The sequence below is a fragment of the Actinoallomurus spadix genome (assembly GCF_024055725.1).
GTDB lineage: Bacteria > Actinomycetota > Actinomycetes > Streptosporangiales > Streptosporangiaceae > Actinoallomurus > Actinoallomurus spadix.
Map to the genome: position 1 here is coordinate 277,505 of NZ_JAMXMX010000008.1, position 23,704 is coordinate 301,208.

24 protein-coding genes are annotated in these 23,704 nt (G+C 72.6%); 11 read left to right on the top strand and 13 right to left on the bottom strand.

Features of this window, described 5'->3' with window-relative positions:
* Positions 1-40: 40 nt before the first annotated feature.
* The 5 genes from NE235_RS14645 to NE235_RS14665 form a co-directional block, all read right to left on the bottom strand.
* Positions 41-697: a hypothetical protein gene (locus NE235_RS14645; RefSeq protein WP_252802944.1), complete on the bottom strand. Its 657-nt coding sequence runs from the start codon at positions 695-697 to the stop codon at positions 41-43.
* On the bottom strand, positions 697-2,334 hold the full coding sequence (locus tag NE235_RS14650) for an RNA polymerase sigma factor (RefSeq protein ID WP_252802946.1): 1,638 nt from the start codon (positions 2,332-2,334) through the stop codon (positions 697-699). The genes NE235_RS14645 and NE235_RS14650 overlap by 1 nt, the downstream gene beginning before the upstream one ends.
* Positions 2,335-2,557: 223 nt before the next feature.
* On the bottom strand, positions 2,558-3,619 hold the full coding sequence (locus NE235_RS14655) for a saccharopine dehydrogenase NADP-binding domain-containing protein (RefSeq protein WP_252802948.1): 1,062 nt from the start codon (positions 3,617-3,619) through the stop codon (positions 2,558-2,560).
* Positions 3,620-3,698: 79 nt separating this feature from the next.
* Positions 3,699-4,427, bottom strand: coding sequence for a nuclease-related domain-containing protein (locus NE235_RS14660; protein ID WP_252802950.1), 729 nt, complete (start codon positions 4,425-4,427; stop codon positions 3,699-3,701).
* A 173-nt stretch (positions 4,428-4,600) separates the two neighbouring features.
* Positions 4,601-5,653 (bottom strand): quinone-dependent dihydroorotate dehydrogenase, encoded by a 1,053-nt coding sequence (locus tag NE235_RS14665; protein ID WP_252802952.1) that lies wholly within the window; start codon positions 5,651-5,653, stop codon positions 4,601-4,603.
* Between the two features lie 65 nt (positions 5,654-5,718).
* Here NE235_RS14665 and NE235_RS14670 point away from each other — a divergent pair, with 65 nt between their 5' ends.
* The 5 genes from NE235_RS14670 (at position 5,719) to NE235_RS14690 (ending at position 10,513) form a co-directional block, all read left to right on the top strand.
* A complete protein-coding gene (locus NE235_RS14670; RefSeq protein WP_252802954.1) occupies positions 5,719-6,507 on the top strand; it encodes an aminotransferase class IV family protein in 789 nt (262 codons plus the stop codon).
* 280 nt (positions 6,508-6,787) lie between these two features.
* Positions 6,788-6,934, top strand: coding sequence for a hypothetical protein (locus tag NE235_RS14675; RefSeq protein WP_252802956.1), 147 nt, complete (start codon positions 6,788-6,790; stop codon positions 6,932-6,934).
* 549 nt (positions 6,935-7,483) lie between these two features.
* Positions 7,484-9,115: an alpha/beta hydrolase gene (locus NE235_RS14680; protein ID WP_252802958.1), complete on the top strand. Its 1,632-nt coding sequence runs from the start codon at positions 7,484-7,486 to the stop codon at positions 9,113-9,115.
* An 86-nt stretch (positions 9,116-9,201) separates the two neighbouring features.
* A complete protein-coding gene (locus NE235_RS14685) occupies positions 9,202-9,813 on the top strand; it encodes a GNAT family N-acetyltransferase (RefSeq protein WP_252802960.1) in 612 nt (203 codons plus the stop codon).
* Positions 9,814-10,021: 208 nt separating this feature from the next.
* Positions 10,022-10,513: an MSMEG_6728 family protein gene (locus NE235_RS14690; protein WP_252803154.1), complete on the top strand. Its 492-nt coding sequence runs from the start codon at positions 10,022-10,024 to the stop codon at positions 10,511-10,513.
* 45 nt (positions 10,514-10,558) lie between these two features.
* On the opposite strand, the gene NE235_RS14695 is transcribed toward NE235_RS14690, so the two are convergent.
* Positions 10,559-11,224: an NADPH-dependent F420 reductase gene (locus tag NE235_RS14695; RefSeq protein ID WP_252802962.1), complete on the bottom strand. Its 666-nt coding sequence runs from the start codon at positions 11,222-11,224 to the stop codon at positions 10,559-10,561.
* 135 nt (positions 11,225-11,359) lie between these two features.
* The gene (locus NE235_RS14700) at positions 11,360-11,722 is read right to left on the bottom strand and encodes a winged helix-turn-helix transcriptional regulator (protein ID WP_252802964.1); all 363 of its coding nucleotides are present in this window, start codon (positions 11,720-11,722) and stop codon (positions 11,360-11,362) included.
* Between the two features lie 214 nt (positions 11,723-11,936).
* Here NE235_RS14700 and NE235_RS14705 point away from each other — a divergent pair, with 214 nt between their 5' ends.
* The gene (locus tag NE235_RS14705) at positions 11,937-14,045 is read left to right on the top strand and encodes a M6 family metalloprotease domain-containing protein (RefSeq protein ID WP_252802966.1); all 2,109 of its coding nucleotides are present in this window, start codon (positions 11,937-11,939) and stop codon (positions 14,043-14,045) included.
* A gap of 174 nt (positions 14,046-14,219) precedes the next feature.
* On the opposite strand, the gene NE235_RS38155 is transcribed toward NE235_RS14705, so the two are convergent.
* Entirely contained in the window at positions 14,220-14,711 is a 492-nt protein-coding gene (locus NE235_RS38155) for an aldo/keto reductase (protein ID WP_308206080.1), read from the bottom strand.
* Positions 14,708-15,154, bottom strand: coding sequence for a VOC family protein (locus tag NE235_RS14715; protein WP_252802968.1), 447 nt, complete (start codon positions 15,152-15,154; stop codon positions 14,708-14,710). Before NE235_RS14715 ends, NE235_RS38155 begins: the two co-directional genes overlap by 4 nt.
* A 69-nt stretch (positions 15,155-15,223) precedes the next feature.
* Here NE235_RS14715 and NE235_RS14720 point away from each other — a divergent pair, with 69 nt between their 5' ends.
* The 4 genes from NE235_RS14720 to NE235_RS14735 are packed head-to-tail and all read left to right on the top strand — an operon-like array spanning position 15,224 to position 17,515.
* Entirely contained in the window at positions 15,224-15,910 is a 687-nt protein-coding gene (locus NE235_RS14720; protein WP_252802970.1) for a TetR/AcrR family transcriptional regulator, read from the top strand.
* A 16-nt stretch (positions 15,911-15,926) separates the two neighbouring features.
* Positions 15,927-16,394: an alpha/beta fold hydrolase gene (locus NE235_RS14725; RefSeq protein ID WP_252802972.1), complete on the top strand. Its 468-nt coding sequence runs from the start codon at positions 15,927-15,929 to the stop codon at positions 16,392-16,394.
* Between the two features lie 4 nt (positions 16,395-16,398).
* Positions 16,399-16,596 carry a hypothetical protein gene (locus tag NE235_RS14730; protein ID WP_252802974.1) on the top strand — a complete coding sequence of 66 codons (198 nt, stop codon included), beginning with the start codon at positions 16,399-16,401 and terminating at the stop codon, positions 16,594-16,596.
* A 19-nt stretch (positions 16,597-16,615) separates the two neighbouring features.
* Positions 16,616-17,515 carry a methyltransferase domain-containing protein gene (locus NE235_RS14735; RefSeq protein ID WP_252802976.1) on the top strand — a complete coding sequence of 300 codons (900 nt, stop codon included), beginning with the start codon at positions 16,616-16,618 and terminating at the stop codon, positions 17,513-17,515.
* A gap of 205 nt (positions 17,516-17,720) precedes the next feature.
* Here NE235_RS14735 and argG read toward each other — a convergent pair whose 3' ends face one another.
* Positions 17,721-19,193, bottom strand: coding sequence for an argininosuccinate synthase (gene argG / locus NE235_RS14740; RefSeq protein WP_252802978.1), 1,473 nt, complete (start codon positions 19,191-19,193; stop codon positions 17,721-17,723).
* 135 nt (positions 19,194-19,328) lie between these two features.
* On the opposite strand from argG, the gene NE235_RS14745 reads away from it, so the two are divergent.
* Positions 19,329-21,017, top strand: coding sequence for a dienelactone hydrolase family protein (locus NE235_RS14745; protein ID WP_252802980.1), 1,689 nt, complete (start codon positions 19,329-19,331; stop codon positions 21,015-21,017).
* A gap of 9 nt (positions 21,018-21,026) precedes the next feature.
* On the opposite strand, the gene NE235_RS14750 is transcribed toward NE235_RS14745, so the two are convergent.
* The 3 genes from NE235_RS14750 to NE235_RS14760 form a co-directional block, all read right to left on the bottom strand.
* On the bottom strand, positions 21,027-22,127 hold the full coding sequence (locus tag NE235_RS14750) for an NADH:flavin oxidoreductase/NADH oxidase (RefSeq protein ID WP_252802981.1): 1,101 nt from the start codon (positions 22,125-22,127) through the stop codon (positions 21,027-21,029).
* 45 nt (positions 22,128-22,172) lie between these two features.
* A complete protein-coding gene (locus tag NE235_RS14755; RefSeq protein ID WP_252802983.1) occupies positions 22,173-22,838 on the bottom strand; it encodes a DUF2306 domain-containing protein in 666 nt (221 codons plus the stop codon).
* Between the two features lie 174 nt (positions 22,839-23,012).
* Positions 23,013-23,699 carry a response regulator gene (locus NE235_RS14760; protein WP_252802985.1) on the bottom strand — a complete coding sequence of 229 codons (687 nt, stop codon included), beginning with the start codon at positions 23,697-23,699 and terminating at the stop codon, positions 23,013-23,015.
* Between the last annotated feature and the right edge of the window lie 5 nt (positions 23,700-23,704).

The following is a 23,704-nucleotide window of genomic DNA, read 5'->3' on the forward strand; positions in this document are numbered from 1 at the left end:
GTGACCGATGGAGGCGCCCGGAACCCGGCCGGGGATCAGCTCAGGCGCATCTCAAAAGACGGCCGATCCACGGCCGTACGGCCGACTTCGGCGGCAGGGGGCCCCGCGGATACGTGAAGATCGGGACCTCGTCTCCGTGGCCGGCCCCCAGCTCGGCCGCCTTGCACCAGTCCGCCGGAGTCCGGGTCGCGGCCCAGGCCAGGGCGAGCGCCTGACGCACCTCGGGGGCGCGGTCCCACAGCTGCAGCAGCGTCACGGTCGCGTGCGCTGCGGCGTACCCGTCGTCGGGATAGGCGCGGCTGGCGAAGAACGGCGCGGTCACCCGGCCGCCGTGACCGGTGGACAGCGCCCACGTCCAGTTCGCGACGACCAGATCACGCACCGGATCGGCGAGCCGCTCGGCCTCGCCGTACATCCGCTCCTGGCGCCGGCCCGTGAGCCGGTGCGTGTCGAGCAGCCAGTCGATGTCGGCGGGCGCGTCGCCCTCGGCGAGCCAGGCCAGCACCGTCAGGCCGCGCGCCGACTGCAGCCGGCAGAGCTCAGCCACCTCGCGGCGGATCCGGGCTCCCGGCTGCAGCCACTGCGGCCACGGGGCCCGCTGAATCCGTTCGACCACGTCCGCCAGCCGGGGCGGGACGGCGAGCGGTGCGACCAGGTCACCGCGCAGGTCACCGGGGCGCACCGTGTACGCCGCCATCAGGGGTGCTCCGGCGCGGACGGCGTCGCGTCCCGGGCCGCGTCCGGGCCGGACTGCGAGGACGGGGTGGTGCTCGACGGGGGATCCGACGGGCGGCCGGACGACGTCGAGGGCGGCGGGGCCGGAGTGGACGCGGGCGGGGGCGGACTGGGTGGCGGCGTTGACGAGGGCTGCGTGGGCGTGGACGGCGGTGGAGACGGCGGCTGCGTCGGTGTGGACGGGGGTGAGGACGGCGGTTGGGAGGGTGGGGAAGCGGGCGGGGCGGACGGGGCACCCCAGTCGACCACCACCCGCGCCCCACCCGGCCAGAAGGTGATCACTGCCTCTCCCGGCCCGTCGGCGGGAGCCCGCACGCGGACGGTGGCCGGCAGGAGGTCGATGGAGCCTTCGGCGGGCTCGACGGTCACCGCGCCCGTCACCACGGCGTGCCAGCCTCCCGGTCCCCCGCCGGCGGCCTGGACCCTGATGACGCCCGAACCGCCGGGGGCCAGGCTCAGGTGAGCGGGGGCGACGTAGATCCAGCCGTCACCGAGGGTGGGGGTGAGCGCCGCGGGCCGCCCGGGCGGTGCCGCGGCTCGGTCGCGGGGGTTCAGCGCGAACGTCGCCGCGACCGGCCGTCCGACCGCCGGCGGCCCGATGGGGCCGGGGCTGGGGACGCGCGCGTGCGGCGGGGAGGCGCCACCGGTGACGAGGGGGGTGTGGCGGGTGTCCCGGCTGATCCACTGGCAGACGGCCGCGATCCCGACCGCGGTGACGACCGCACCGGCCGCCGCGGCCAGCCCCCGCGGCCAGCGCGCCTCACGGACGGGTCGGTGTACGCGCCCCGGCCCGTGCTGCCGGGGGAAACCCCGCGCCCCGAAGGTGCGCAGCCGGGCGGCGGCGAACAGCCGGTAGCCGGCCAGCCGCGGGTCGGTGAAGCAGCCGGTGACCTGCCCGCGCAGGGAGTCGGGCGGGACGGCGTGCGGCAGCAGGGCGCAGACCTTGGCGGTGGAGATCGTGCGCGGCAGGTGGGCGGCGCAGGCGTCGCAGGCGATCCCGTGGCCGACGAGGACCTCGCGCACGTCGTCACGGAGCTCTCCGCGACGGTGGCGCAGAATCGCCGCCCGGTCGTCGCACTCGAACACGTCCTCGTGGGCGAGGATCTCCGCGATGACGGCCGCCTCGAGCAGCTCACGCGCCTGGGCGAGCAGGTCGGCCACCTCACGGACCGGCAGGCCGACGACCCCGGCGATGTCGGACGGTCCGAGGGAGTGGCGGTGGTGCAGGTCGAGGAGCTCCTGGCTGAGCACCGGCAGGCCGGTGACCGCGCGCCAGGCGATCACGCGCAGGTCGACGTCGTCCTGGTCGTGGCGGGCGATGGGGAGGTCCGGGTGCAGGACTCCCGGCGGCCGCCGCCGGCGGCACTCGATCCGCGCGAGGGCGTAGAGCCACGGCCCGAACCGCTCGGGGGCGCGCAGCTCACCGATGTGCGCCTCGGCGGCGAGCAGCGCGTCGCGGAGGGCCAGCTGCGCCGTCTCGCGGTTGCGCAGCTGGAACCAGCAGTAGTCGTAGAGGCGAACGGCGTAGGTGTCGTACATCGCGCCGATCGCGCCGGGATCGCCCGACCGCAGGCCATCGACCAGGAGGCGGTCTTCCATGTCGCGAAGGTAAAGCCTTTTCCGCCTCGCCTTCAACTATTTCCCGCGGCCCTTGCGTAGATAATTCTTCCGCTCCGGACAAACGATCTCCGGTCAACGAAATTCCGGGCGGATATTTCGTATTCGGCAGATTTATCGGGCAGGGTGAACGTCGGCGATCCAGGTGCCCGTACGCGCTCATCAGGGCGAACGACAGCGGGACCAGGTCCGTACGACCGGGGACTCAGCCGGTGACGCGCGATATCCCGGCCATGGCGCAGGCGGCCTCCAGCTCGGACAGCCCGAAAGCCGCAACCGGCCCCAGAGCCCCCGTTTCCGTCATTCCATCGGCGACCTGGCGGGCGCCCCAGGCGACTATTCCGGCCGTGAAATCGTACGGATCGCCGCCCGAGAGGTGGATCTCCGTCAACAGGCCGCCCTGCGCGTCATAGGCGGCGGCGACGATCCGCGACGTCAGCGTGCCCTTGCCGGCCCGGCGGCGGGCCATGCGGGCCAGCCCGCGCCCGCAGAAGCCGATCGCGGCGGCCGCGGCACGGCCGCGCGGCAGCCGGGCGGCGATCCGGGAGGCCGCGCCGAACCAGCCGAGATAGACGTTGACCTCGCGCAGTCCGGGATGGGACGCCGGGAGCGTGAAGTGCTCGGATCCTCCGATGGACACGCCGGTGCGCGTCCGTCCGGCCATCGCGAAGTCCCGAACCTGCGACCGCGGCTCGTCGACGACGCCGTCCCGGTAGGTGTACATCCGGGTGGCCAGCAGGCCCGGCGCCGATTCGAAGGTGCCGCCGGACAGGCCGCGCACAAGTGATCCGCCGCCGAGGAAGTAGCCGACGTCGATCCGCGCGGCGTCCTCGCCGACCCGGTCGAGGGCGAGGGCGCCGGCGAGGTTGCCGGGCACGTGGTGATAGCCGAAGGCGGGGAGCAGCACGGAGCTCGCCTTGACGCCGTACTCGTCGAACACCTCGCGGACGAACAGCGACTCGCCCGCGGTGTCGAGGTAGTGCGCCCCCGCGTCGACCGCCGCTGCGAGAGCCGCGTGGCCGTACCGGCGGAACGGGCCGACCGTGGTGACGAGCACGTCATCGCGTTCGACGAGGGAGCGGACCGTCCACGGGTAATCGGCGTCCGCGTACGCCGTCTCCAGGCCGCCGAGCTCGGCGGCCAGCGCCGCCAGGGCGTTGGCGTTCCGCCCGGCGAGGACGGGGCGGACTCCCTGGCCGACGAGCGCCCGGGCGGTCAGGGCGCCGGTGTAGCCGGTCGCGCCGAAGATCACGATGCGCCCCGCCATGCGACCTCCCCGGCTACGAAAAGATGTTCGGCTGTTGCGCTGAGCGTACTAATCCGTCACCAAGGGTGCTGGTTTTTCGTCATATGTCGATCATCGGGGGAAGGATGCGTTCCGCGGCGGCGGCGATCGCCGCCACCTCGGCGGTGGTGAACAGCACGGGCTGGCGCTCGATGAGGCGCTTCACACGGTCGGCCCGGTGCAGCAGGACGCCTTCGTGGACGATCCCGCCGCGCGGCAGCCGGCCGCCGTGTACGGCGATCACCGGCGAGACCTCCACCTCGTGGCCGGTCTCGGCGGCGAGGCGGTCCGCGACCGCCGCCGCGGCCCGCCGGGTCCGGGCGTGCAGGCGCGTCAGCGGCCGGGGCCCCGCCCACAGCCGGTCGTCCGCCCGCAGCCGGGTGAGCGGCCGCCACCGCCGCGAGGAGACGGCGTACACGCCGGTGTGACCGACGACCAGGTGGTCGAGGTTCTCCCGGAAGCCGCCGGGGAGCGCCCGGTCGTGCAGCACGTGGAAGTACGCCGGGTCCAGCCGGGACAGCCGGCGGCCCATCCGCCGCTCGGCCGCCGCTCCCCTCCGCCAGTCGGTCAGCGCGCCGGGCCGGACGCGGAAGAGGAGCAGCTGCGTGAACAGCAGCCCCAGGCCGACCGCGAGCCCCGGCACCCAGCCGAAGAGCCCGGCGGTCATGGAACCGGCGACCCCGGAGATCACGAGCCGGGCGACGGCCCGCTCCTGGCGCCGTTCCGCGCGCAGTGCGCGGTACCTCGCCTGCGCCGACGCGCCGGCCATGGACGCAGCTCGTCCGGACACGGCACTCCTCCTCAGCGGAAAGGGTGCTGTGCGGACGCCGATCCGTTCAAGGCACTTGACCGGACCCTGCACCGGCCTTGAACGGACCGGGTGGTCGGCGGACCGCCCCAGGCGATCCGTGAATGCCGAGGATCCTCATCACGGGCGCAGCGGGGATCCTCGGCGCGGAGTTGTCAGGAGCGTGCGGCGGCGCGAAGGCGGCGGGCCAGGCCGCGGTTGATCAGGTGGGGCCAGAGCGGGCCGCCGTAGATCAGGCCGGTGTACGCCTGGACGAGCGTCGCCCCGGCGCGGAGGCGCTCCCAGGCGTCGTCGGCGGTCTCGACGCCGCCGACGGAGATGAGGACGAGACGGTCGCCGGCGCGGTCGCGGAGCCGCCGCAGCACCTCCACGGACCGCCGTTTCAGCGGCGCCCCGGACAGGCCGCCCGCGCCTGCGGCCTCGACCTCGGCCGGGTCGGTGGCCAGCCCGTCGCGGGAGATCGTGGTGTTCGTGGCGATGACGCCGTCGAGGCCGAGTTCGAGCGCGAGGTCCGCGACCGCGTCGACGTCGGCGTCGGCGAGGTCCGGGGCGATCTTCACGAGCAACGGCACGCGCCGGTCCGTGACCCGGTCGGCGGCCTCCCGTACGGCCGTGAGCAACGGCCGGAGGTGCTCGACGGCCTGGAGGTTCCGCAGGCCGGGGGTGTTCGGGGAGCTGACGTTGACGACGAGGTAGTCGGCGAGCGCGGCGAGCGCCTCGGTGCTCGCGACGTAGTCGGCGACGGCCTCGGCTTCGGGTACGACCTTGGTCTTGCCGATGTTCACGCCCACGATGACGTTCCGGTGCCGACGGAGGCGGGCGGCCGCGGCCCGCGCGCCGTGGTTGTTGAAGCCCATCCGGTTGACGATCGCCCGGTCCCGTACGAGACGGAACAACCGGGGCCGGGGGTTGCCGGGCTGCGGGCGCGCGGTGACCGTGCCGATCTCGACGAATCCGAAGCCGAACGCGCCCAGCGCCTCGTACGCCTCGGCGTCCTTGTCGAACCCGGCGGCGAGTCCCACGGGGCCGGGGAAGTCCAGGCCGAGGGCGCGGACGCGCAGCACCGGGTCGCGGGGGGCGAAGGCGCGGCGCAGGAGCGGCAGCGCGCCGGGGACCGCCCCGAGCAGGCGCAGGAGCGCGAAGCTCATCCGGTGGACGGTCTCGGCCGGGAGGCGGCGCAGGAGCAGCGAGAACACGAGTTGATACATCGGGAGCGATTCTCTCAGCGCCGGTCCGAGCCGCGCCGGGTGGCCCGGCTCGATACGTTGTGATCATGGCTTTCGTCGCCCCCATCCGCGTCGAGGTGGACGCCGCTCCCGAGACCGTGGACGGGCTGCGGCCCCTCGCGCTGGTCAACTACGGCCACCTCACCGTCATGCAGGTCCGCGGCGGGCGCACCCGCGGCCTGGACCTGCACCTCGCCCGGCTCGACGCGGCGAACCGCGAGCTGTTCGGCAGGGGCCTGGACGGCGACCGGGTCCGCGACCACATCCGGCATGCCCTCGGCGACGACATCGCCGACGCGACCATCCGGCTGGTCGTCTTCCGGCCGTACGACGCCGGCGATGAATCGATCATGGTGATCGTCCGCCCGCCGGGCGGGATGCCGGCCGCTCCGCAGGGCCTCCGGACGGTGGAGTACCAGCGGCCGGTCGCGCACATCAAGCACGTCGGGGCGTTCGGGCAGATCTACCACGGGGCGGCGGCCGAGCGCGCGGGCTTCGACGACGCGCTGCTGACCGGGCCCGGCGGCGTCATCTCGGAGACGTCGATCGCCAACATCGGGTTCTTCGACGGCGGCTCGGTGATCTGGCCGGACGCTCCGCTGCTGGCGGGGATCACGATGCAGCTCCTCGAACCCGCGCTGGCGGCTCGCGGCATCCCGTCGCGGCGGCGCACGGTCCGGGTGGCGGACCTGCCGGCGTTCGCGACGGTGTTCGTCGCCAATTCGGGCGGCGTGGCGCCGGTCCGCCGGGTCGACGACGTGACGCTCCCGATCGATCCCGGGCTGGTCGGCACGCTCTTCGAGGCGTACGAGTCCGTTCCCTGGGACGTGATCTGACGTCACCGTCGTCCGGAATTCGTCACCTGGAAAATCGCGCATCAGCGGATATCGGGAGCGATTTCCGTTAATGCGGTTTTCGCGGTCGTGTCGAGCAACGCCGAGTCTTTACCGCAGGAAACTTGACACGGTACGCCAAGATCACCGACAGTACAGAGACCAGACCTGTCACCGGGAGGACAGTAGGGCAAAATACGCCACGATCACCGTCAAGCACCATTTGCAGGCTGGTCATGGGACGCCCGGATGGGCGTCTTTTCTACTTTTCAGGGGGGACCCGATGAAGTCAACAACCGCCCAGGAAGTAGGGAGGACGGTACGGCTCGCACTGCGCACGTGGGGCCACACGTTCCGCCTGGTCACTCTGGTGGTCGTGGTGACGTGGCTGTTCCTGGCCACCGAGCGCCTTCCGCTGATCACCTGGTGACGCGAGGGGCCGGGTGCCGACCCCCGGCCCGAGAACACCGCCATTTCGTGGTCTTCCTCCTCGACGCCGGGGAGGAAGACCGGAACGCCCCCGTTCCCCGGTGAACAGGCCCAGGGCCGGAACGGCCGCACTCCCGGTTGACATCGTCACCGGACCGTACGACACGCCCCTCCTCCCGTCCCCCTCCTCCCCTTGACCGGACATCCCCTGCGGTTCGGTCCGGCCCCTCGATTCCCGTAATCCCCATGAGCACGGCCATGCTCGCCGGGAGCGCTTCCCCGCCGCCCGCGGCCGCCTCTTCAACGATCACCGTCCGCGGCGGCCGCCGGCCGTACCGCCGGCCGGCTGAGGCCGCGCGCGCAGGCACCATGCGCCCCTGACCAGCAGCTTCGCACTCAGGCCCGTGGCGTGAGCATCCACTGCCATGTGTTACGTTTTGGCAAATTTCTAACTTTGGCCCTTATGTCCCCGATTGTCCATAACCACAATCTGCCCTTGTTCACCACCGGCCGGGCTCCCCTCCTCCCCGCCCGGCCCGAAAGGGGTCTCGTGAAGAAGCTTGTCGTCGTCGCCGCGACGGCCGGGCTCGGCATGACCGGGCTCGGCCTTATTGGCGCCACAAGCGCGTCCGCGGCCACGGACACGTCCGCTGCCTTCCACCCGGCGAGCCTGAACTGGCACGCCTGCCAGACGGACATCGTGAAAGGAGCGAAGGCGTACGACGCCCTCGGCCCGGTCAAGGTGTCCACGATCATCCAGTGCGCCGAGCTGCAGGTCCCGCTGGACTACGCCCACCCGAACGGGCAGAAGATCACCCTTGAGCTGACCCGTACGCCCCACCAGGGCTCGGGCCCGGCCAAGGGCGACATCGTGGTCAACCCGGGTGGTCCGGGCGGCGAGGGCGCGCTGTTCGGCCCGCGCGTGTACGCGCAGAACTCCGCCGCGATGCAGAAGGCCTACAACGTCATCGGCTTCGACCCGCGCGGCATCGGGTTCAGCACCCCCAAGATGACCTGCGACGAGGACTACACCAACGCGCCGCGTCCCGCGTACGGCACGGGCGGCAAGGTCACCGACGCGGCCTGGCTGGCCAAGAGCAAGGCCTACGCCCAGGCGTGCGCCGCGAAGTGGGGCCCGGGTTCCAAGCTGGACCTGATGGACCACATCAAGACCATCGACTCGGTTCGTGACATGGACACGATCCGCAAGGCGCTGGGCAACAAGAAGCTCGACTACTACGGCGCCTCGTACGGCACCTACCTCGGCCAGGTGTACGCGACGGTCTTCCCGAAGCGCGTCGGCCGGATGGTCCTCGACGGGAACGTCAACCCCAAGCACGTCTGGTACGAGGCCCAGCTCGACCAGGACCGCGCGTTCGACAAGAACATCGAGTACTACTTCGGCTGGATCGCCAAGTACGACAACGTGTACCACCTGGGCAACACCCAGAAGAAGGTCCACGACTTCTTCTACGGCCTGGAGGACACCCTCACCGGCAAGGCCGTGGCCTACCAGGGCGCCGCGGTCGGCCCGGACGAGCTCGTCGACGGCATCCAGAGCGCGGCGTACCGGCGCAGCCAGGCCGTCTGGAACGCCTACGCGGCCGGGCTGTCCGCCTACAAGACGGGTGACGTCGCGGCCTTCGTCGACACCTTCGGCGTTCAGACCACCGGCGGCAGCGACGACAACGAGTTCGCCGTCTACAACGCCGTCCAGTGCACCGACACCCAGTGGCCGCTGAGCTGGGCCAAGTGGCACGCCGACGCCGTGCGGGTCAACCGCACCGCGCCGTTCGAGACCTGGGGCAACGTCTGGTTCAACGCCCCCTGCCTGTACTGGGGCGCCAAGGCCGGCAAGCCGGTCAAGGTCGGCCAGACCCGGGACCTGCCGAAGAACATCCTGATGTTCCAGGCCACCGACGACGCGGCCACGCCGTACGCCGGCGCCCTCGAGCTCCACAAGGTCCTCCGGGGCTCGCACCTCGTCGTGCAGGACGGCGACCGCACGCACTGCATCGTGCACCGCGGCGCCTCGGCCGTCGACGCCTACTTCGACGACTACTTCCTGAACGGCACGCTGCCCAAGCAGGACACCGTGCACGTCGCGCAGCTCGGTGACCCGACCCCGCCGGCGTCCACCGCGAAGACCGCGGCGTCCGCCCACGCCGAGGTCGTCAAGTAACACCCTCCACGGAGAAGGGGCCCTCGATCCGAGGGCCCCTTTTTCGCGCCCGCCATTTCGCGCCCGCCGCCGGTAGGGTCCGGTGAATGCCCGACTCTGCCGTACTGACGACCGAACGCCTCATCCTCCGGCGATGGCGGGACTCCGACCGCGAACCGTTCGCCGCCCTGAACGCCGACCCGGAGGTCATGGAACACTTCCCCGAGACCTGGGACCGGGCGCGGAGCGACGCGTTCGTCGACCGGATCGAGGAGGTCTTCGACGAGCGGGGCTTCGGGCACTGGGCCCTGGAGGTGGCCGCCACGGGCCGGTTCATCGGCTTCACCGGGCTGTGGGTGCCGCGCTTCGACGCGCACTTCACCCCCACCGTCGAGATCGCCTGGCGGCTGGCGCGGCCCGCGTGGGGCCACGGGTACGCCAGTGAGGCCGCGCGGCGCGCCCTCACGTTCGCCTTCGAGGACCTCCGGCTCCCCGAGGTCGTCTCCTTCACCGCGCGCCCGAACCTGCGCTCCCAGGCCGTGATGCGGCGCATCGGCATGACGCACGACGCCGCCGGCGACTTCGACCATCCCTTCGTCGCCGAAGGCCATCCGCTCCGGCCCCACGTCCTGTACCGCATGCGGGCCGATCAGTGGCCGGCGGCCGCGACCAGGGCGACCTCCGGCGAAGGCAACGCCCCGGCCGGAAACGGGCGATAGGCGTACGCCCGGCGTCCCGGCCGAAGGGCCTCATCCCCGGCATCGACGTCAGCGCCTACCCGCACGAGGTCGACCGGTCGTCGGCGCAGCCCGTGCGCTGGCGCCCGGTTCCCCGCGCATTTCGTACGGCGATGAGCGGTCGGCCCTCGTTCGGGTAGGGGACGGGGACGAGCCGGTGTTCCGCTGCCGGCACGATCCGGGGGACGTGATGCAGACCTTCCTTCCCTACGCGGACTTCGCCGCGACGGCGCGTGTCCTCGACCAGCGCCGCCTCGGGAAACAGCGGGTCGAGGCGCTGCAGGTGCTGCGGGGGCTGACCATTCCCGGCTACGGCTGGCGGCACCACCCCGCGGTCCGGATGTGGGCCGGCTACGAGGAGGCGCTGACCTGCTACGGCCTGGCGATCTGCCGCGAGTGGTGCAGCACCGGCCGCCGGGACACCTGCGCCGCCAGCCTGAGCACCGAACTGCGCGAGGCGAGGCTCATCCCCACGGCCCGCGACCAGGCCGAACTGGCCGAGGCCGGAGCCCTGCCGCCCTGGCTGGGCGATCCGGAATTCCACCGCAGCCACCAGTCCTCGCTGCTCCGCAAGGACCCGGCGCACTACGCCCAGTTCTTCCCGGACGTCCCCGACGACCTGCCGTACATCTGGCCCGTCCCCGACCATCCGGTCACCGAGGACAAGTCGAGCGATCGGTAAGCCACAGCAGAGCACCACAGCGGCCCGGGCTTGGCGGGAACGGGCTCAGCGGGAGGAGTCCGGCTGCCCGGTGGCGCCGCGGCCGGTGAAGGTGAAGACCGACATCGGGTCGTAGCCCGAGAAGAGCAGGCGGATCACGATGATCGCCATGGCCTCCAGGTGACGGGCCTGCGTCAGGTCACCGGCGTCCAGGGCCTCCGCGCCGAGGTCGTTGATCAAGGCGCGCGCCGCGGCCTTGCCTCCCTCGTCGCCGGCGATCGGCACGGTGAACGGACGGCCGTCGAAGGACAGGGGACGCTTCTTCCAGACGTCGCCGTGCGCCTGGTTGAACGCCTTCACCACGTGAGCGCCGGGCGCCAGGCGGGCCACCTCCTCGGCCATCGACGTCCCGCCATGGAAGGTGATCTGTGAGAAGTCCGAGAGGTCGACGGCGTTACCGCAGTCGATGATCGTCTTACCGGCCAGCGCCCCCTCCGGGCCGCCCGCCGCCACCAGCGTCTCCTCCAGTCCCGCGAGGAGCACGGCGAGCAACACCGCGTCCCCGAACTCCGCCGCCTCTCGCAGGGTGCCCGCCTTTGCGCCGACCCGCTGGGCGAGGTCCTCGGCCTTGGCCGGGGTACGGCCGCCGATCAGGACCTCGTGCCCTGCGCGTACCCAGCCGGGCACCAGCGCCTCGGCCATCCTCCCGGCTCCGAGTACACCGATCTTCATCGCAGTCCTCCTGTCACGTCGAAGCACTGCGGGGAACGCTAGGAGGCCGTGGGGAACCGAACGGTGCCCCACGGCGGGCGGCGGGCGGGTGCGGCGGGCGGTGCACCCCCGCTGGGCGGGTGCGGCGGGGGTGATCTATGCCGGGCGGGCGGTGGCGGCGGCGCGGGCGTCGAGGAGGGCGCCGGTGTTGTCCTCGGCCCACCGGGACAGCGCACAGAGGGGTTCGAGGAGGCTGCGGCCGAGGTCGGTGAGGCGGTACTCCGCCCCGGGCGGCGCCGTGGCGAGGGCGCGCCGCTCGACCAGGCCGTTCTCCCCGAGCCTGCGGAGCGTCTGCGTCAGCATCTTCTTGCTGATGCCGCCGACCTTCTCGCGGAGTTCGGAATAGCGGGCCGGACCACGGCCGAGGGCGATCACGACGACCACCGACCAGGTGTCGGAGACCAGCTCCAGGGTGGTCCGGGCCGGGCAGTCGGCGAGGAAGACGTCGTAGGCGACCACGACCGGATCGTACGCCGCCGGCCCCCGGTGATCGGCCCGTGTGCCATGCCTGGCCGCTTCCCGCCAATCCCGCGCGTCCGGGGCTCGGTCCCTGGCGCGGACCGGGGGCGCGGGAGATCATCGACTGTCCGATCCACTCCCCCCGATCAGCCCCTCCCCTCTTACCGGAGTGAACCGGTGACGTGGACTCTTGCCCCCGCGAAAGGGACATGTCATGCGTGAATCCGTAGGGTTCGCCGACGCGAGGCGGCCCCGCAGAGTGTTCGGCGCCTGGATGGCGGCGTGTTCGATGCTCTGCACGGCGGTGCTGCTGCTGTCCGGCACGGCCGCGACGGCCGCGGTCGCGAAACCGCCGAAGCCGACCCCGAACCCCTGGCAGATGCGGCACTGGCCGCGGACGCAGCCGTGGCAGCAGGCACAGCCGCGGCACGCGTACGCCCAGGACGCGCCCCGCCCGATCGACCCGCAGAACTACGAACTGCCGGACACCATGACCTGGGACGACTACAAGGCCGTCCCGAACACGCACTGGAACGACCCGGCGCGCAAGGGCTCGATCAAGAACTTCAAGGGCGCCCTGGTCCTGGTCGACTACCCGGACCAGTCCTTCATCGTCTCCCAGCCGAAGAACTCCACGATCTACGGCAACCCGACCTCGGTGAGCGACGTGCCACGCGACCAGGTGCCGCGGTTCTACCAGGACTTCCTCAACACGCCGGGGCAGCTCAACCGGGGCCACACCATCCACGAGTACTGGATGGAGGACTCGGGTGGTCGGTACGGCATTGATCTGAAGGGGTTCGGCCCGTACCGGATGCCCGCCAAGAGCCACGAGTACGGGATCGAGTCGGACTTCCAGGGCGACCAGGGCTGCCCGGCGGGCGACACGTGCGACCGCGACTTCCGCAAGGACGCCCGGGCGGCGTGGATCGCCGACGTCGGGGAGCAGGTCGCCGCGCAGTACGACTTCGTGTTCTTCCTCAGCGCCGGGCAGGACGAGTCGTCCACCTGGCAGGAGTTCGGGCAGATGAAGTTCACGACGCCCCAGGACGTCACCGACGACTGGGGGCCGCCGGACCCGGCGCTGCCGAACTGGAACAAGACCCGTTACGTCGACTGGACGTCCTGGCAGGCGTCGGCGAACATCTGGCCGAACGCCGCCTCTGGGAGCTCGATTCAGGCGGAGAGCTCCGGGATGGGGACCTACGCCCACGAGTTCAGCCACATCCTGGGCATCGGCGACAACTACAACAACCCGTACTCCGTCCCGGCCCGCCGTGACTACTCCGGCCCGTGGGAGATGCTGAGCCGGGGGACGTTCAACGGTCCGGGCGGCCCGCACAGCCGCTGGCTCGTCCCCGGCACCGCGGGCAGTTCGATGGGCGCCCAGCACATGCTGCGCAACAAGGTGAAGCTCGGCATCGTCGACCCGTCCAACGTCCTCAGCCTCTCCCGGGACGGCCTGACCGGGTCGGGGATCGTGGTGGCCACGGTGAAGGCCCGGGAGGTCCAGCCGGGGTCCGGGGAGCTGTCCGGGATCAACCTGCCGCTGAGCGGCGGGGATCACGAGCCGGCCTGCTCGGTGTCGGCCGATCCGCTGTGTGACGGCGGCGGTTACGACAACTACACCCTCGAGGTCGTCGACCGCATGGGCTACGACTCGTTCACGCCGGACAGCGGCGTCCTGCTCGCCAAGACCAAGAACCGCGACGCGGCCCCGTTCATCTGGACGGTCGACGCCCACCCGGAGGACATCGACAAGGTCGACTTCGTCCTGCCGAACGGCACGCCGCAGAAGATGACGATCGGCGACTACCGGCAGCTGTCGGACGCGCTGTTCCACGCGGGCACCGGCTCGGGCAGCCAGTACGAATACGTCGACCAGGCGAACCGCCTGCACTTCTACGTGCTCGATATCAGGCGCGACAAGGCCGGCGTCCTGTCGTACACGGTCGCGGTCCGGTCGCTGGACGGTTCCGGGGCTCAGCGGCGGGGCGTGCGCCTGTCGCCGGGCGTCGGTGTCGCGGCTCCGCAGCGCGGCTGGGCCCGGTGCGCGCTGCCGCTGCGCAACACCGGCGCGGCCGGTACCGGCACGTATGGGAGTTCCGACGTCTACCGGCTGTCCGCGACCGCGGTGGGCGGGGGCTGGACGGCCTGGCTGCCGAACGCCCTGGCCACGGCGAAGGCCGGCGGGCGCACGACGGTGCAGGTGTACGCGAAACGGAATGCGGGCGCGGCCCACGCCGGGCGGATCCGGCTGACCGCCACGTCGGAGAGCGACCCCACGAAGAAGGCCACGGCGACCTGCACGGTCGTCGGCTGACCCGGACCCGCCGGAGGAGGAAGACACTCCTCCGGCGGCCACGGATATGGAACCCGACCGGTGGCGTGATGAGCAGGCGGCGCATTTCCGCTACCGCGGCCTCTTGACGGTCGCATGGTTCGTACAGATCGCCGCGGACACCGTTCAGCACCCACGATGCCGCGGCGACGCTCGCTACCGGCTCTGAAGGGCGCGCCCGGCCACGGGCCAGTTCTGGCGGAGCCGGTCGAGGTAGGACTGGGCGACCGACCCCGGCCGGGCGCCCCGGGCGAACGCCAGCGTGTTCCCCGGGCCCGCGTTGTAGCCGAGGGCGAGCAGTTCGTTCCGGGTGTACCGGCCCGACCGCCGCGCGGACGCGCGCAGGTTCTTGCGGTGGTTGCCGGCGGCGTTCGGGTCGGCGGGGTCCCGGGACACGGAGTACTTCGTGCCCAGCACGAACGACTCTCGCCGGCCGCGCAGCAGCTCCCCGAGGAAGTCCTCGCTGGCGCCGCCGCGATAGTTGACCGCGGTGTCGATCATGTTGCCGCCGGCCTCGGCGTATAGGTCCAGCATCCGGCGGCACTCCGGCAGTGGCGCGCCGACCCCGCCCTGCTCGCCGAAGGTCATCGCGCCGAGGATCAGTTCGGGGACGCGCAGGCCGCTGCCGCCCAAGGTGCGGTACCTCACGCCGTCACCGAGCCGTCGAACAGCTCCGCCGCGCGGGCGGCGATCTCCTCCTGCGGCACGTCCCGTACGTGCTGGTCCAGCGCCCAGCGGTGCCCGAAGGGATCCAGCAGCTGGCCGGTGCGGTCCCCCCAGAAGGCGTCGTGCACGGGCTCGAAGACCGTGGCTCCGGCCTCCATCGCCCGCGCCCAGGCCGCGTCGACGTCCGGGACCCGTACGTGCAGGGCGGCGGAGGTGCCGCCGAGAGCGGCGGGTGCGCGCATCCCCAGGTCGGGCAGTTCGCCGGCGACCGCCAGGGCGGTGTCCCCGAGGAGGAGTTCGACCGTGAGCGTACGGCCGTCGGGCAGAGTCAGCCGGCTCGTCTCCCGCGCGCCGAGGGCGTCGGCATACCAGGTGGCGGCCTGGTCCGGATCGGTGACGACGAGGTGGATCGCTATCTGAGTCACGAGGAGACCATACATAGTGTATGGACATCAAGTCCATACACTATGTCCACGGTCGTTAGGATGGACGGCATGCCTGCCAAGCGGACCGCGCCCTCCGCCCGCCGATCCGGGCCCCAGCCGACCCCCGCGGAGCTGCGCGAACGCATCCTGTCCGCGACGCGCGAGCTGCTCCGCGGACGTCGCTTCGACGACCTCAGCGTCGCCGACGTCCTGGCCGCCGCCGGGGTCTCCCGGGCCAGCTTCTACTTCTACTTCCCGAGCAAGCAGGCCGTGCTCGGCGAGCTGGTGCGCGACGCGGTCGCGCAGGGGCAGCAGGCGGCACGCCCCTGGATCGCCCAGGAGAAGGACCCGATCGCCGCGCTGCGGGCGGGCGTGAGCGACGGCGCCCGGCTCTGGCGCGAGAACGCGGGCGTGCTCATGGCGATCGTGGAGAGCTGGGGATCGGACGAGGGACTGCGGGACCTCTGGCTCGAGCAGATGGACACCTTCACCGAGGCCGCCGCCGCGCGGATCAACGCCGATCCGCACGCCCGCGAACGGCTCGGCTCGATGGATGTGCGCGCGGTGGCCGCCTCCCTGACCTGGATGGGCGAGCGCCTCTACTACCTGGCCGCGGCCGGCGTCCCCCCCTTCGACGACGAGCGGGTCCTCATCGACACCCTGACGAACGCCTGGACGTCGGCCCTGTACGGCGCCACGGTGACCCGCGCGGAAGCCGTACGAGGCCGGGCGGACAAACCGCGCAGCGGTACCTGACGGGACGGACCGCCGGTTGACTGGTGATCATGGCTTCATCGGCGTTCGAGACGACCTGGCCGAGATCCGCCGCCGGTCGGCCGAGCCCTGGTACGAGGAGGCGTTCGCCGCGCTGGAGGCGTGGGAGTCCGGTGACGAACGCCAGGAGACCTACCTCGCCGCCCGGCCGTTCTTCTACAGCCCCTGGGATCGGGCGGCCGAGGCGCACGCCCGTTCGTACCCGCGGGTACCCGCGGCGGCCAGGGGCTTCTTCGGCGCGCGCGCGTTCGACCCGGCCGCCACCCGTACGGCTCTCAAGGGGCTTCCGGCACCCGTCCTCGTGATCTCCGGGGAGAACGACCCGGCCCCCGCTCCCGCCCAGGCGGCCGCGTACGCCGCGCTCTTCCCCGAGGGGCGGAGTGCCACGGTGCCGGGAGCCCATTTCCCCTGGGTCACCGCTCCGCGGGAGTTCGCGGTGACGGTCGAGCACTTCCCCGCCGGTTGAGCCGATGAGCTTCGGGGTCCACGCGCGGAAGGTGCGTGACACGACCCTGCCGTACGGCCGGCGGGTGGCCGCGCTCCGGTCCTGCGTTCAGCTGTATCGGCCGGAGGCCGATCAGCGGCGCGACGGGCCGATGGCGTACCTCCGCTTCCGCGACCTGTCGGCGGTCGCCCGGTTCGTACAGATCGCCGCGGGAGCCGAGTGAGCGAGGGCCGGAAGGCGCGATGCCCGGGGGGAAGCACCGCCCCGCCCGCCAGACGGAGACGCTGAACCGGATCCCGCTCACGGCCGAGGCGATCCCCAGGACGATCGGTGCCGCGCCGAGCCGCCTCTGGTTCACTGTGATCGTGACCTCATCAGCGTTCGAGACGACCAGGCCGGACCAGATCGCCTACCTCGACCGGCTCGCCGCGACCGGGCTCGGCCGCTCGTACAAGCGGCTCATGCTGGAGGAACTGGACGTACGCGCCGGCCAGACGGTGCTGGACCTCGGCTGCGGTCCGGGGACCGACCTGGATTCGCTCGCCGACGCGGTCGGTCCCGGCGGCGAGGTGGTCGGCGTCGACCTCGAGCAGCGCATGGTCGACACCGCGCGGGAGCGCACCGCCGGCCGGGCCTCCGTGGAGGTACGCCTCGGCGACGTCCACGACCTGCCACTGACGGACGACGTCGCCGACCGGGCCCGTACGGACCGCGTCCTGCAGCACGTCGCCGACCCCGTCCGGGCGCTCGGCGAGATACGCCGGGTGCTGCGGCCCGGCGGGCGGCTGGTCATGGGCGAGCCCGACTGGGAGACCCTGGCCATCGATCACCCGGACGGCGACCTGTCGCGCGCCTACACCCGCCACGTCGCCGACGAGGTGATCCGCAACGCGAGCATCGGCCGGCAGCTCGCCCGGCTCGCCGCCGACGCCGGCTTCTCCGTGCCGGCGGTCCTTCCCGTCACGCCGGTCTTCCGGGACGTGCGGGCGGCCGACCGGGTGCTCGGGCTGGAGCGCACCACCGGGCGCGCCGTCGCCGCCGGGTACCTCGCCGAGGAGGACGCGCGACGCTGGCTGGACCATCTCCGGAGCGGCCCGTTCCTCGCCGCCGTGACCTTCTACATCATCGTCGCGGACGCCTGACGGGCGACCCGCCGGGAGGGCCCGGAACTTCGGCCGGAATTCGACCCGGCGACCGCGTCCCGGCCGGAGCGCCAGCCGGAACCGGGTCGCGGAACCGTCTTCCGGCCGGAGCGCCAGCCGGGGCGGAGCCAGAAGACCGCGTCCCGGCCGGAGCGCCGCTCAGGGTGAGCCCGGCGACCGCCTCACGGCCGGGACGGCGGGCCGGTCAGTCGGTGCCGGACTCCATCGCCGCGTGGTCGAGAAGCTCATCGTCGGCGGAAATGGTCTGTCCCCGGCCGCTCGGACCGCGGGAGGCGATCGCCTCGGCGCCGCCCTCGGCCATCGCGCCGATCAGCCCGGTCGAGGCCGCCTGCTCGGCTCCGATCAGGGTCGGGTGCGGGCGGTTGCTGCCGACCATGCCCAGCGCGGCGTACTGCTCGAGCTTGGCCCGGGAGTCGGCGATGTCGAGGTTCCGCATCGTGAGCTGGCCGATCCGGTCGACGGGCCCGAACGCGGCGTCCTCGGTCCGCTCCATGGACAGCTTGTCCGGGTGGTAGCTGAACGCCGGCCCTGAGGTGTCCAGGATGGAGTAGTCCTCGCCGCGCCGCAGCCGCAGGGTGACCTCGCCGGTGACGGCCGTGCCGACCCAGCGCTGCAGCGACTCGCGCAGCATCAGCGCCTGCGGGTCCAGCCAGCGGCCTTCGTACATCAGCCGGCCCAGCTTGCGGCCCTCGTTGTGGTAACTGGCGAGGGTGTCCTCGTTGTGGATGGCGTTGACCAGCCGCTCGTAGGCGGCGTGCAGCAGCGCCATCCCGGGCGCCTCGTAGACGCCCCGGCTCTTGGCCTCGATGATGCGGTTCTCGATCTGGTCGGACATGCCCAGGCCGTGCCGGCCGCCGATGGCGTTGGCCTCCAGCACGAGGTCGACGGCGGAGCCGAACTCCTTGCCGTTGATCGTGACCGGCCGCCCGGCCTCGAAGCCGATCGTGACGTCCTCGGCGAGGATCTCGACCTCGGGGTCCCAGAAGCGCACACCCATGATCGGCTCGACGATCTCGATGCCGGCGTCCAGGTGCTCCAGCGACTTGGCCTCGTGGGTCGCGCCCCAGATGTTCGCGTCGGTGGAGTAGGCCTTCTCCGTGCTGTCCCGGTAGGGCAGCCCGTGGGCGAGCAGCCACTCGGACATCTCCTTGCGGCCGCCGAGCTCGTTGACGAACTGCGCGTCGAGCCAGGGCTTGTAGATCCGCAGGGAGGGGTTGGCGAGCAGGCCGTACCGGTAGAACCGCTCGATGTCGTTGCCCTTGAAGGTGGAGCCGTCGCCCCAGATCTGGACGTCGTCCTCGAGCATCGCCCGCACGAGGAGCGTGCCGGCGACGGCGCGTCCGAGCGGGGTGGTGTTGAAGTACGTGCGGCCGCCGGAGCGGATGTGGAAGGCCCCGCAGGCCAGGGCCGCCAGGCCCTCTTCGACCAGGGCGGCCCGGCAGTCGATCAGCCGGGCGACCTCCGCGCCGTACGCGGTGGCGCGCCCGGGCACCGAGGCGATGTCGGGCTCGTCGTACTGGCCGATGTCAGCGGTGTAGGTGCACGGGACCGCACCCTTCTCGCGCATCCACGCGACCGCTACCGAAGTGTCGAGGCCGCCGGAGAAGGCGATCCCGACGCGTTCGCCGACAGGCAGGGAGGTCAGCACCTTGGACATGAGCACAAGTATGCACGCCAATGCATCGGTATGCAAGACGGTGTGGATTCCGAACGCGCCGAACCTCGTCCTCCCCGGGCGCGTCACAACTCCCCGACGGGGGCCGCGGTGGGACCGATCGGCAGGAGAAGGACTTTGAACCTCGACGCACGGACGGTGCCGGACCCCCGGACGGCCGGGCCGGACCGACCGGCCCGGCGGAGGCTGATCGCGCTGCTCCTGGCCCTCGCGGCCGCGGCGGCCGGGGTCCTGGGCCTGGTCACCGCGGATCACGGCCTCGATCGCCGGTCCGCCGTCGTGGCCGGCGTCCCCGTCGAGGTGGTCCGCCCCGCGCGGACGACCGGCCGGCTGCCCGGCGTCGTCGTCGCGCACGGCCTGAGCGCGAGCAGGCAGCTCATGCGCGGTTTCGCGGACACGCTGGCGCGCCGCGGTTACGCGGTCGAACTGGTCGATCTCGCCGGACACGGTGCCGACACCGAGCGGCTGCCGGGCATGGGGGAAGGGCCGGCCGCCGAGGCGCGCCTCGGCCACGACCTGGACGCCGCCGTCGGCCACCTGCGCGCCCTGCCGTGGGTGGACCCCGGGCGGATCGGGCTGCTCGGTCACTCGATGGGCGCCGCCGCGGTCCTGCGGTACGCCGCCGCGCACCCGGACGTCCGCGCCACAGTGGCGATCTCCCAGGGCTCGATGACGTTGCCCGGCTCCGCCTCCCGCCCGCATGACCTGCTCCTGCTCGCCGGCGGCCTGGAGTTCCCCGGGTATCCCGACGGCGCCGTGGCCGCGCTGCGCGCCGCCTATCCGGGTGGCCGGGCCGGCGTGACGTACGGGGATCCGCGGGCCGGGACCGCCCGCCGCGCCGTGGTCGTCGGCGGTGTCGAGCACGTCTCCGTCCTCTTCGCCCCGCGGACCCACCGGGAGGTCGCCTCCTGGTTCGACGCGGCGTTCGACCGTCCGGCGATGCGTGGCGGCGTGGGCCTGAGCCCGGTACGGCGCGCGGCGTCGGCGATGCTGCTGCACCTGGCGGCCGTGCTGAGCTTCGGCGCGATCGCCTCGGCGCTGCTCGGGCGGGTGCCGGCGCCCGGCCGCGAGCGCCGCCGCGTCCCGCTTCCGGTCGCGCTCGGCGTACCCGCGGCCGCCGTCGTTGTGGCCGTGCCGGCCATGGCGGCACTCCCCCGGGGCCTGCTGCCGCTCGCGGTGGCGGGCCCGCTCGCCGGTTACCTCGGCGTGACCGGCGCCGTGATCCTGCTCGCCCTCCGGATCACCGGGCGCACCGGAGGTCGCACTCCGCGGCTCACCGAACGCCCCGCCGACGAGGCCCCGCGGCTCACCGAGCGCGTCGAAGGCCGGGTGCGGCGGCTCGCCGGGCGCACCGCCGGCCGGAATCCGCGGCGGCGGGCGACGATCGTGGCCGCCGTGGTCCTGGTGGTGTGGACGGTGCTGTCGTTCGCCGTACCTGCGCAGCTCGGCTGGGCGCACGCCGTCCCGGTCGGCCCGCGCGGCTGGGCGCTCATCCCGATCACGGCCTGCGCCGCGCTGTTCTTCCGCGGGGTCGAGGCACTGTGCGCCGGGTACGGACGGCGCGCCGCGACCGCGATCCACGCCTGGACGACGGGCGGGGCACTGGCCGGCCTGTGCCTGGCCGTGTTCCTCGGCGCGGCCCCGCCGTTCGTCCTCCTCGTGGCGCCGTTGCTCGCCGCGCTGCTCGTCTGGCAGGGCGTTCAGGCGGCGGCGCTGCGCGCGGTCCGGGCCCCGGCCTGGCTGACCGCCGTGGTCGGCGGCGTGCTCCTGGCCTGGCCCATCGCCGTGACGATGCCGATCGGCTGAGCCGCCGGCTCAGACGGCGCGGTGGTACGGGTCGGGCCAGGCCGGCTCGGCGCCGAGCGTACGGGCCGCGCGGTTCGGCCAGTACGGGTCCCGCAGCAGCTCGCGTCCCAGGAGCACCGCGTCGGCGCGCCCGGCGGCGACGATCTCCTCGGCCTGCCGGGCCTCGGTGATCTCACCGACGGCGGCGACCGCCACGTCCGTCTCGGCCTTGATCTGCTCGGCGAACGGCACCTGGTAGCCCGGCCCGGTCGTGATGCGCGCGCCGGGGGCGATGCCGCCGGTGGAGACGTCGATGAGGTCGACGCCGTGGGCGAGCAGCTCTTTGGCCAGCCGTACGGTGTCGGGCGCCGTCCAGCCCTCGCGGTCGTCCTCGGGGTTCTCGCTCAGCCAGTCCGTCGCCGAGAGCCGGTAGAACAGCGGGAGCTCGTCGGGCCAGACGGCGCGTACGGCGTCGACGACCTCGAGCGCGAGCCGGATCCGGTTCTCGAACGAGCCGCCGTACTCATCGGTGCGATGGTTCGTGTGCGGCGAGGCGAACTGGTGGATGAGGTACCCGTGCGCGCCGTGGACCTCCGCCACCTGGAATCCCGCGTCGAGGGCCCGCCGGGCGGCCGCCGCGAAGTCCTCGACGATGCGGCCGATCTCCTCGCGGGTGAGCTCGGCCGGTGCCGGGCCGTCCGTGGTGAACGGCTGGGGGCTCGGGGCGACCGGCCGCCAGCCGTACGGCTCGTCGGGGGCGATCGGGCCGCCGCCCCGCCAGGTGCGCTCGGTGGACGCCTTGCGGCCCGCGTGGGCGAGCTGGATGCCGGGCACGCTGCCGTGCGCGCGCAGGAACGCGACGATGCGGGCGAGCCCGTCGCGCTGCCGGTCGTTCCAGAGACCGAGGTCGGCCGGACTGATCCGGCCCTCCGGATTCACCGCCGTGGCCTCGGTGATGATCAGGCCCGCGCCGCCCACCGCGCGCGCGGCCAGGTGCGCGAGGTGCCAGTCGCCCGCGACGCCCGTGTCCGGTCCCTCGTCCGGGGCGGAGTACTGGCACATCGGCGCCATCCACACGCGGTTGGGGAAGGTCAGCTCCCGCAGGGTGAGGGGCTCGAACAACGCACTCACGGATCATTCTCCTTCGACCAGGGTCTTAGTACGATATACGTCGTACTAAGTACGAACCGGGCCGGCAGGCCGCCTGCGGATGATCCATTCGGCGACGGCGACGTTGATCACCCAGGCGAGGGCCATGAGCACTCCCTTGCTGACCGTGCCGAGCGGCCCGACGAGCAGCATCCAGGGCAGTTGCGTCAGCACCTGCGTGCCCGCGCCCAACCCGATCGCGTAACCGCGGATCATCCAGGCGCGGTGCCGCGCGAACGCCCGGCGCCGGATCGTGGTGTAGCCGAGGACGAGTGACACCACCATGGCCGATCCGAACACCAGCCGGAACGCGGTGACGAGGTCACCGACGTCGTCGGGGCGGGGATAGAACACGGTCATCCACAGACCCGAGAGCGCCGCCGCGAGCCCGGACGGCACCAGGACCCTGCCGGCGACGCGGTGCAGGCCGGGCCTGCGGCGGCGCAGACCCGGAGCGAACTGGAACGCGCCCAGAACGCTGAACAGGCTCACCCCGACGATGTGCACGACCACGGGCACGGGCGAGGCGAAGAACCGGGCGTTCTCCGGCGTCACCTCGGCGCCACCGGCCAGTTCCGTGACGCGGACCATGCCCGCGACCACCGGAACGAAGCTGAGCGCGATCAGCCCCGCGGGAATGAGCCGGTTCGCCCTGGCGTGTACGGGCCGCTGCATGCTGGGGGAGGAGGTCACGGCGAAGTCCCTTCTGAGTCCCGGCCGACCGGCGGCGCGGGCGGGTCGCCCCGGTCGCGTCCTCGCCGGTCATGGCTTCGATCGTGACCTGCGTGGCGGCGCCGGTCATCGGGAGAAGGGCCCGCTCCGCGCGGCCGATCGGCCGAGGGAAGGGCCGTACTTTCGGCCGGGCGTTCAGCGTTCGGGAGCGCCGGCGGGCCCGAACCGGTTGCCGACGCGCTTCGTCTCGTACGCCCAGATGGCGACGTCGACGCGGTTCCGGACGCCGAGCTTGGTCATCAGGCTCGTGACGTGCGTCTTCACCGTGCTGAGAGTGATGTGCATCTCGTCGGCGATCTCACCGTTCGTCCGTCCCCGTGCCACCGCGACGAGGATCTGCTCCTCCCGGTCCGTGAGCGCGTCGATGGGTTGCACGGCCGGTGACGCGGGCTCGGTGTCGGCGAACGCCCGCAGCAGTCGCGCGGTGACGCTCGGCGCGATGAGCGCGTCACCGTCGGCGGCGGCGTGGACGGCCTGGGCGAGCAGGGCGGGACCGGCGTCCTTGAGCAGGAACCCCCGGGCGCCGGCCTTGAGCGCGGCGTAGACGTACTCGTCGAGGTCGAACGTGGTGATGACCACGACCGCGAGAGGGTCCTCGACGCCCGGACCGGCGAGAAGCCGGGTCGCTTCGATGCCGTCCGTCCCGGGCATGCGGATGTCGAACAGGCACACGTCCGGGCGTTCCCGCCGGGCCAGTTCGACGGCTCGCCGCCCGTCGGCGGCCTCACCGACGACCTCGATGCCCGGCTGGGCGTCGAGGATCATCCGCAGCCCGGTACGGACGATCTCCTGGTCATCGGCGACGATCACGCGAATGCTCATCTGAC